General features: G+C 56.0%; 10 protein-coding genes. 8 read left to right on the top strand and 2 right to left on the bottom strand.

The annotated features are described in order from the left end of the window. Nucleotides 1–56 precede the first annotated feature (56 nt). The 4 genes from EKA13_RS25205 (at nt 57) to EKA13_RS25220 (ending at nt 2,950) form a co-directional block, all read left to right on the top strand. Complete coding sequence (locus EKA13_RS25205) at nt 57–443, top strand: hypothetical protein (RefSeq protein WP_228214532.1); 387 nt, start codon at nt 57–59, stop codon at nt 441–443. A 3-nt stretch (nt 444–446) separates the two neighbouring features. Next, entirely contained in the window at nt 447–1,028 is a 582-nt protein-coding gene (locus EKA13_RS25210; RefSeq protein ID WP_010792742.1) for a hypothetical protein, read from the top strand. Nucleotides 1,029–1,089: 61 nt separating this feature from the next. Continuing rightward, nucleotides 1,090–1,701, top strand: a complete 612-nt coding sequence (locus EKA13_RS25215; RefSeq protein ID WP_010792741.1) for a hypothetical protein — start codon at nt 1,090–1,092, stop codon at nt 1,699–1,701. Between the two features lie 73 nt (nt 1,702–1,774). Then, nucleotides 1,775–2,950 carry a phosphoadenosine phosphosulfate reductase domain-containing protein gene (locus EKA13_RS25220; protein ID WP_010792740.1) on the top strand — a complete coding sequence of 392 codons (1,176 nt, stop codon included), beginning with the start codon at nt 1,775–1,777 and terminating at the stop codon, nt 2,948–2,950. Nucleotides 2,951–3,075: 125 nt separating this feature from the next. On the opposite strand, the gene EKA13_RS25225 is transcribed toward EKA13_RS25220, so the two are convergent. Together EKA13_RS25225 and EKA13_RS25230 are read right to left on the bottom strand one after the other, a co-directional pair. Beyond that, nucleotides 3,076–3,276: a hypothetical protein gene (locus tag EKA13_RS25225; protein ID WP_021018457.1), complete on the bottom strand. Its 201-nt coding sequence runs from the start codon at nt 3,274–3,276 to the stop codon at nt 3,076–3,078. Nucleotides 3,277–3,284: 8 nt separating this feature from the next. After that, complete coding sequence (locus tag EKA13_RS25230; protein ID WP_010792739.1) at nt 3,285–3,500, bottom strand: hypothetical protein; 216 nt, start codon at nt 3,498–3,500, stop codon at nt 3,285–3,287. Between the two features lie 358 nt (nt 3,501–3,858). Here EKA13_RS25230 and EKA13_RS25235 point away from each other — a divergent pair, with 358 nt between their 5' ends. The 4 genes from EKA13_RS25235 to EKA13_RS25250 all read left to right on the top strand — a co-directional run bounded on the left by EKA13_RS25235 (nt 3,859) and on the right by EKA13_RS25250 (nt 6,515). Beyond that, the gene (locus EKA13_RS25235; RefSeq protein WP_038405156.1) at nt 3,859–4,971 is read left to right on the top strand and encodes a COG3904 family protein; all 1,113 of its coding nucleotides are present in this window, start codon (nt 3,859–3,861) and stop codon (nt 4,969–4,971) included. An 85-nt stretch (nt 4,972–5,056) separates the two neighbouring features. Then, nucleotides 5,057–5,653, top strand: a complete 597-nt coding sequence (locus EKA13_RS25240) for a glutathione binding-like protein (RefSeq protein WP_010792737.1) — start codon at nt 5,057–5,059, stop codon at nt 5,651–5,653. Between the two features lie 41 nt (nt 5,654–5,694). Further along, the gene (locus EKA13_RS25245) at nt 5,695–5,949 is read left to right on the top strand and encodes a hypothetical protein (protein ID WP_019438022.1); all 255 of its coding nucleotides are present in this window, start codon (nt 5,695–5,697) and stop codon (nt 5,947–5,949) included. A 287-nt stretch (nt 5,950–6,236) separates the two neighbouring features. Next, nucleotides 6,237–6,515 (top strand): hypothetical protein, encoded by a 279-nt coding sequence (locus EKA13_RS25250; RefSeq protein WP_176717484.1) that lies wholly within the window; start codon nt 6,237–6,239, stop codon nt 6,513–6,515. Nucleotides 6,516–6,589 lie beyond the last annotated feature (74 nt).

The raw sequence follows: 6,589 nt of genomic DNA on the forward strand, positions 1-6,589 counted from the left end.
GCCGACCAGCTGCAGTGGCAGTAAGCGACGCAGCTTAAACTCGCTGAAAAACTGTCTTGACCGATGGGTCCACTTTAGACTACCACTACCAGAACTCAACCGACAGGCCTGACACAATCAGCGAAGCTGAGTGGGACACCAGGAGAGATGCGTGGGATGAGGCACTACCCACCGGCAGGGCAGTCGATGTCGCTTTCGAGTTCCAGCTGGTGGATTGGTACGACATCATTTCCGCAAGATATGACGCCGATCTGATCCGAGCCTGCGCTCCCAGCGAAAAGGCCCGCAGGGAGCGAGTCGCTTACCACCTCACGGAAATCGAACAGTTCCACGGATGTGATACGACACAAGGCGCAATGCGCATTGTTCGCAAGGTTCGAGAGATCTATCCAGATCGGGTAACGTCGATTCATCTTTGCGCAACGCCGCTGCAGGAGGTGTGAAGCATGCCCAGCCCGTTATTTTCGCTGTTGCTCAACGCCGCACTACACAGTGCCCAGCTCCGCGTCTGCCGTGCGATCTACTCTGACCTTTTTGGGACGGGAAGCCTGTATGAGCCTCGCCTACAAGGTTACTACTCCACCCTGGACCTGGCTCGAAAGGCTATTCAGGAACTTGCGGATTACTGTCGACGGCAGAGCATCAATGCGAGCAGCCATCCATTGTTCGACTCACTCGACTTGAAGGATGAATTTCTTGCCCGTGTAGAGCTAGGACGGGAATTCGTCCTGGACGATATCACTCCCAGCCAGATCTATGAGACCGGGGAGAAAGGCTGGATCGTTCAGTTCCAGGGCTGGATGCTGCGTCGAGGCAAGCTGGAAGAGATGACCGACAGCTACGGTCTACCAGCGTTTGCTCATCCCCTGGTGCTGATCAGCCCAACTGGTGAGCGCCACACTTTAGAAATGCCCGACGCTAGGATCGAGCGCGCACGTCTTGCCTATTCGCTGATAATGGGCACCGAATATGTGGGCGACGATGGACTTGGAAGCGACCCAGAACATCCGTTCGAGCGAGTGGCCTAGCCGCTTCTGGCACATGCAGCTGCGGGAGATCCTGTTGGCCTCTTACCAATAGGATTAGACCATGCCGTTCTACAGACTTCCCAACTCCAGCGAACCACATTCTGTCCCGCCTCTAACCACTGATTCCATGGATTTCCGGGCTTACTGGAAGGGCAACGAAGCCATTCTGATTGCCCGGCCGGGGCGCGGGCTCATCCTGCGCTGCCCAGAGAGCCCGCACTTCAAAGAGGTCAACTTCATGGTTGGAGGTGAAGTCTGCTCTGCACCACTCCATGAAGATGGTCTGATCGACGTTGATGAGATCGGGTGCCTAGATCCCCGAGGTTGGGACTTTGAAGGAGAGGGATGGGTTGTTCGGCAGTTGAACAAGCCTGAGCTCATCGACATTCGCCTAAGACCCTACGGGGAGGTCAGCGACCTGTACTTCGAACATGATGACTTCGAGATCCGCGACCCAACGCTCAGCGAGTGTGGGCGCTTTAAGGTTGAGCCCAGACATTACGGGTTCATGAAGATTTCGCCCGACGATACCCTGTGGTACCGGCCTGTTCCACAAGGCAGCCTTGTGGTGACCCCCACGCAAGTAGTTCTCATGGATGAATCGGGACAGATTCTTGCTGCGAGGGACATCGACGCGATCCCGGTACCTGGCGAGGAAGAAACGCCAGTCTGAACCCTGGCCTGCTTCTGGCACACTTCCAACCCCTTGATCCTGTGACCAACACTTTCATCACAGGATCAACGAAATGTCCTTCCTGCGCCGCTTCATCAGCACCACCCCTGACATCGACAGATTGCTGGCAGCGAATGCTGCAGTTGCTGTCGGAGTCAGCGGTGGCCAAGACAGTCAGGCTTGCCAACTGGCCGTACACGAACATCTCAATTCGATCGGCCATACCGGCCCCCGCATTGCCGTGCATGCGGACTTAGGCCGTGTTGAATGGGATCAGAGCCTTCCGAAGTGCCAGGAGATGGCAGAGTTCCTGGGATGGGAGCTTCTGGTCGTGCGTACCGGCAGCGGCGACATGATGGATCGCTGGTTGACGCGCTTTGATAACAACGTGAGGCGCTACATCGACCTCGAGTGCGTTCAGATGATCCTGCCCTGGTCTACTGCCTCGATGCGTTTTTGCACTTCCGAAAAGAAAGCAAAACCGATTGCGAGCGCCCTCAAGAAACGATTTCCCGGCCAGGACGTAATCAACGTGGTGGGTGTGCGACGCGAAGAAAGCGCGAACCGGGCAAAGCAACCCGTAAGCAAGCCGGATAGCACGCTGGTCACCCGGGGTAAGGAGGGGGCGACCTGGAACGCGATCATCGATATGAAGCGGGACGAGGTGATCGACTTCATCGAGTCATACGGACTGGCCAGGCACGTCGGCTACACCACCTACAACATGACCAGGATTAGTTGCGCATTTTGCGTGCTTGCTTCGGCAGGGGACCTGAAGTCGTCGACTGGGTATGAAGGGAACCACGACATTTACAGGGAAATGGTCGGGCTCGAAATCGCATCCACCTTCTCGTTCCAATCCGGTAAATGGCTGGGAGACGTGAGGCCTGATCTCTTGACGCTAGACATGCGCCAGGCTCTGGAGGATGCAAAGCGTAAGGCCATCACCCGCCAAAATGCGGAGGCTCGCCTTCCGAAGCACTTGCTGTATGTGAAGGGATGGCCTGTTGCGGTACCTACCCACGGGGAGGCCGAACTGCTTGCCGAGGTGCGATGCACTGTTGCCGATGAACTTGGCTTGGCCATCAACTATCGAGATGCACAAAGCATCATCGTCCGGTACGAGGAGCTTATGGCCAAGGCCGCGGCGAAGGGTAAGGGCCTCTCCCCTACTTTCGAACAGCAAGCCTCAGGCCTGCTGATTCCTGTTCAGCAGATCGATGCACAAGAACACGCCTGGCCCTTCTGAGGCCAGGCTCCCTATCTCAACGGCCACTGGCATTCGAAAGTCAGCCTAACCGCTGGCTTGTTCAGGCATTCGGTAGATCCTCTTACATCGACTTTCGATGGGGCCAGGCTGGGCTGTCAAAATTTCTACTCTACGGTTTGGCCGGATTGATGCTGTTCGCACGCTTGAATGGCAGCATTCGTTGCCTGGATGACCTCATCCAATCGACGGCGAATTATCGGTAAATCGCCGATGGTGAGAGCTCCACCAATTGCCAACACTGAACTCAATTCCTTCGCGGCCTGTGATGCCTCGGTTTCCAGAGATCCGGGTTCTTTTGTGCTCATGAGCTTTCCTATGCCAACGATTTGTTCAGACCGTCACGGAGGCAGTGCGCCTGATCCTCATAACGATCGGAGCGGTCCAGAATCTGTCCGCAGGAATTCGTGATCTGCCAGAAGCAGTCACCTGTTTCAATCTCGTCAACTAACAATTCAAGCATCCGACTGTTGTCGACCTGTACGCTGTAAGCGACCTCAAAACCATCTAATTCTTCACGCTCGATGCTCATTGGCTTTTTCCTATGTGATGAGATCGCCGAGAGTGCCACCTTGATCTGCCAGAAGCCTCGCTCCAGGCATTTCGCTGAACATGCTCGGCAGCGACTTGGAGGGTCAGTAGTCGGCGGTTTCCTCAGTAACTGGGAGCCAGGATAACGGCAGTTCGCCCAGTCCCCACTCCATGTACCGATCATCTCACAGCGATAGGGAATGCAACCTCATAACAAGGCTCCAGACACCGACAACTCCTACCCGAATGTCAGTCGGCAACGGTAACTAGGGTATGGATTCCAGACTGCGGCTTTGGTTTGGGCTTCCGGGTATTGAATGGCAGGATCGCTACGCTTCTGGCACTGGCCGTAAGCACGCATGCTGAATGCGATCAATTACTACGGCCACAACATGAAAAGCATCATCGCCATTCTTCTAGCCGGCATCTCCATCAACTTGGCTGCCTCCCCCGCTCCGGTGCCGGCGGACGATCCGCGCCTTCAGCCTGCAGCAGTGACGTTCCTCAAACCGTCTGAGGATGGCGGATTCCCTGAAATCTACATCGACGGCTATATCCATCAGCCAACGGTGGAAGCATTCAAGCGCGTCGGCAATCTCAATGGGGCAGGCCTGGGAATGGTCTACTTCAACTCGCTCGGCGGGGACCTGGTTGCCGCAATTGAACTCGGCCAACTCATTCGAGAACGAGGCTTTTCAACGAGAGTAGGCCGACGAGGCTCTGCGGGCACTCCACAACCTGGTCGCTGTGAGAGCGGTTGCCCATTTGCATTCGCTGGGGGGCGCTTTCGCTTCCTGGATGAGGATTCGAAGATGGGCGTACACCGTTTCTATCGGGCTGCCGGGCAGCAAGCAAACGACCTGTCATTGGCGCAGGTCGCGTCGACACTGATCGCAACTCACCTCAGCGCAATGGGAGTTAGCCTGAGTCTAATGGACCGTATGGTCTCGGCTGGTAGTGAGAGCATGCGGTATCTGACTCCGCAGGAGGCTTATGACCTGGGCCTGATCAATGCGGGTGAACTGCCGGCGCGGTGGGGTATCGAAGAGGTCCAGGGAGCCATCGTACTGGTGGGGACTCAGGAGAAGGTGCAGGGTACAGGTAAGATCGCCTTGGCCTGCAGTCAAGATGCCAGTGTCGAACTAGCTGCCCTTTTCAAGTCCTGGTACTCCCCTTCGCTGCTCCGGAGAATGGATACCATCACACTCACTGTCGATGGGGCTCCGACCGGCCAAGCCTTGGCCGAATTGAATCCTGAGCTCCGGAACGGATTCCTGACATTCACAACAGAACCTTCCGCAGAGCAATTGATGGCAATTTCGCGAGCCAGGACTGTTGGGTTCCGGTACGGCAAATCCGGGACTGATCTTCGGGCTGGATTCGACGTTGAGGTGGATGGCGCCTCGTCCATGATCGGTAGCTTTATTCAGCTCTGCCAAGGGAAAAGGCTACGACTGGCTGCCCGGCTTTGATTGGATTATTTTTCGCGGATGGTTCTGGCACACACCAACCAAGCTGAAAATTTCCCCATCGCAAACAACACCTCGGGGAAAAGCCATGAGCAAACTGAACACCCTAACCTTCTTCTCCAACAGCACCTGCTACCTCTCCCATATCGTTCGATTGGTGCTGGCAGAAAAGGCAATCGACGCTCGCATCTTAGATGTCGCAGTACCAGCCAATGCACGATTGATGGCTCAGTTCGGTTCCACGATGCAGGCACCCGCGCTGGCTGAGCGCGACCTCGCACTTCATGAGGTGGACATGGTTGTCGAGTATCTGGAGGAGCGCTACCCGCATCCGGCGCTCTTACCCAGCACCACCGTTGCCCGCGCCCATACCCGCATGCTGGCTCGCCGTATCCACCGGGAACTCTATCCGCTCTTGGACAAAACCCAAGATGGTTGTTCCGATTCGCGCAAGGAACTGGCAAGCACTCTGCTGGCGCTGGCACCGCTCTTTGAGCAGAAGAAATACTTCATGAGCGACGAACTTTCGGTCGCTGATTGCACCCTCGCCCCTCTCCTTTGGCGGGTAAAGTCCCTTGGGATAAACCTGACAAAGGTTCGCGGAATCTCCGAATATTGCCAGCGCATATTCAACCGCCCTAGCTTCATCGCCAGCCTTTCCGAGCAAGAGCAAAAGCTGGCTTAAGTCCTATGCGGCCTCTCTGAGGCCGCACTACTGGTGCCGCCATGAAAATCTGCAAGAAGCTACACCTTGCTCTCGACAATGCAGCTCACGCCGTTGCTGTAGCCCCCGAAGTCCATAGCCACTACAAAGACCCGCCACCGACCTCGTGTGACAACATTCGCTACTGGATTTTGGCTTTCATTGACGGTCTGATCGGCGATCTGCCGCTGCACATCCTTCGATGCAAATTCTCGGCACTGAAGCAAAAGGCGGCTGCCCACCTCCGCGCCCTTCTACACCAGTTCAATCAAAAGTGACCAAGCGGGTTCAATGAGTCGGCTTGTGTGAGGTTGAACCAATTCTCGACTCCGCGATGCTTTCCTGGCGGCTCCCGTGCCATTCCGGTCCCTGCTTTGGGGGCCTGAATTTGAACCTGCCGTTCACTTCCCCATTTGGGACTAGAACATCCCCCGCTCTGCTCACGTGCAATCTTCAACCGCCTGCCTCGGTAGACAGGGGTTGGAAAACGGGCCATTACAGTGCTTCTGGCACACTCAACCGGCGGGGAAGATGGTTCCAATTACACACCACGGGGAACCTGAAGATGAACGTACCTGCACCTATCACCGAGAAGGAAGCGGACATGATCGGCCTGTCCAGCATGCAGGCCACCTACGCAGCCTTGGAAGCAATCTGCGGCGACCATTTCCACGACAGCTATGAGAAAGCGCGCATCGTCTTCAACAAAGACGGTCGGTTTACTACGGTCATGCGGGATGGCCAGTGCGTTGCGCACATGGCAGGCCGATTTTCGAAGCAGGAGCTTCGTGACGCACTCAAGGGGAACATCAAGGATCATGGGCGCTATGTTGCCGGCAAGTAAAGTGGACCCATCGGTCAAGACAGTTTTTCAGCGAGTTTAAGCTGCGTCGCTTACTGCCACTGCAGCTGGTCGGC

The organism is Pseudomonas defluvii (genome assembly GCF_001695625.1).
GTDB lineage: Bacteria > Pseudomonadota > Gammaproteobacteria > Pseudomonadales > Pseudomonadaceae > Aquipseudomonas > Aquipseudomonas defluvii.

Bases quoted from the DNA above. Each gene is read 5' to 3' on its own strand.
- EKA13_RS25210 (WP_010792742.1), top strand. From the start codon at position 447: ATGCCCAGCCCGTTATTTTCGCTGTTGCTCAACGCCGCACTACACAGT.
- EKA13_RS25215 (WP_010792741.1), top strand. From the start codon at position 1,090: ATGCCGTTCTACAGACTTCCCAACTCCAGCGAACCACATTCTGTCCCG.
- EKA13_RS25220 (WP_010792740.1), top strand. From the start codon at position 1,775: ATGTCCTTCCTGCGCCGCTTCATCAGCACCACCCCTGACATCGACAGA.
- EKA13_RS25225 (WP_021018457.1), bottom strand. From the start codon at position 3,276: ATGAGCACAAAAGAACCCGGATCTCTGGAAACCGAGGCATCACAGGCC.
- EKA13_RS25230 (WP_010792739.1), bottom strand. From the start codon at position 3,500: ATGAGCATCGAGCGTGAAGAATTAGATGGTTTTGAGGTCGCTTACAGC.
- EKA13_RS25235 (WP_038405156.1), top strand. From the start codon at position 3,859: ATGCTGAATGCGATCAATTACTACGGCCACAACATGAAAAGCATCATC.
- EKA13_RS25240 (WP_010792737.1), top strand. From the start codon at position 5,057: ATGAGCAAACTGAACACCCTAACCTTCTTCTCCAACAGCACCTGCTAC.
- EKA13_RS25245 (WP_019438022.1), top strand. From the start codon at position 5,695: ATGAAAATCTGCAAGAAGCTACACCTTGCTCTCGACAATGCAGCTCAC.
- EKA13_RS25250 (WP_176717484.1), top strand. From the start codon at position 6,237: ATGAACGTACCTGCACCTATCACCGAGAAGGAAGCGGACATGATCGGC.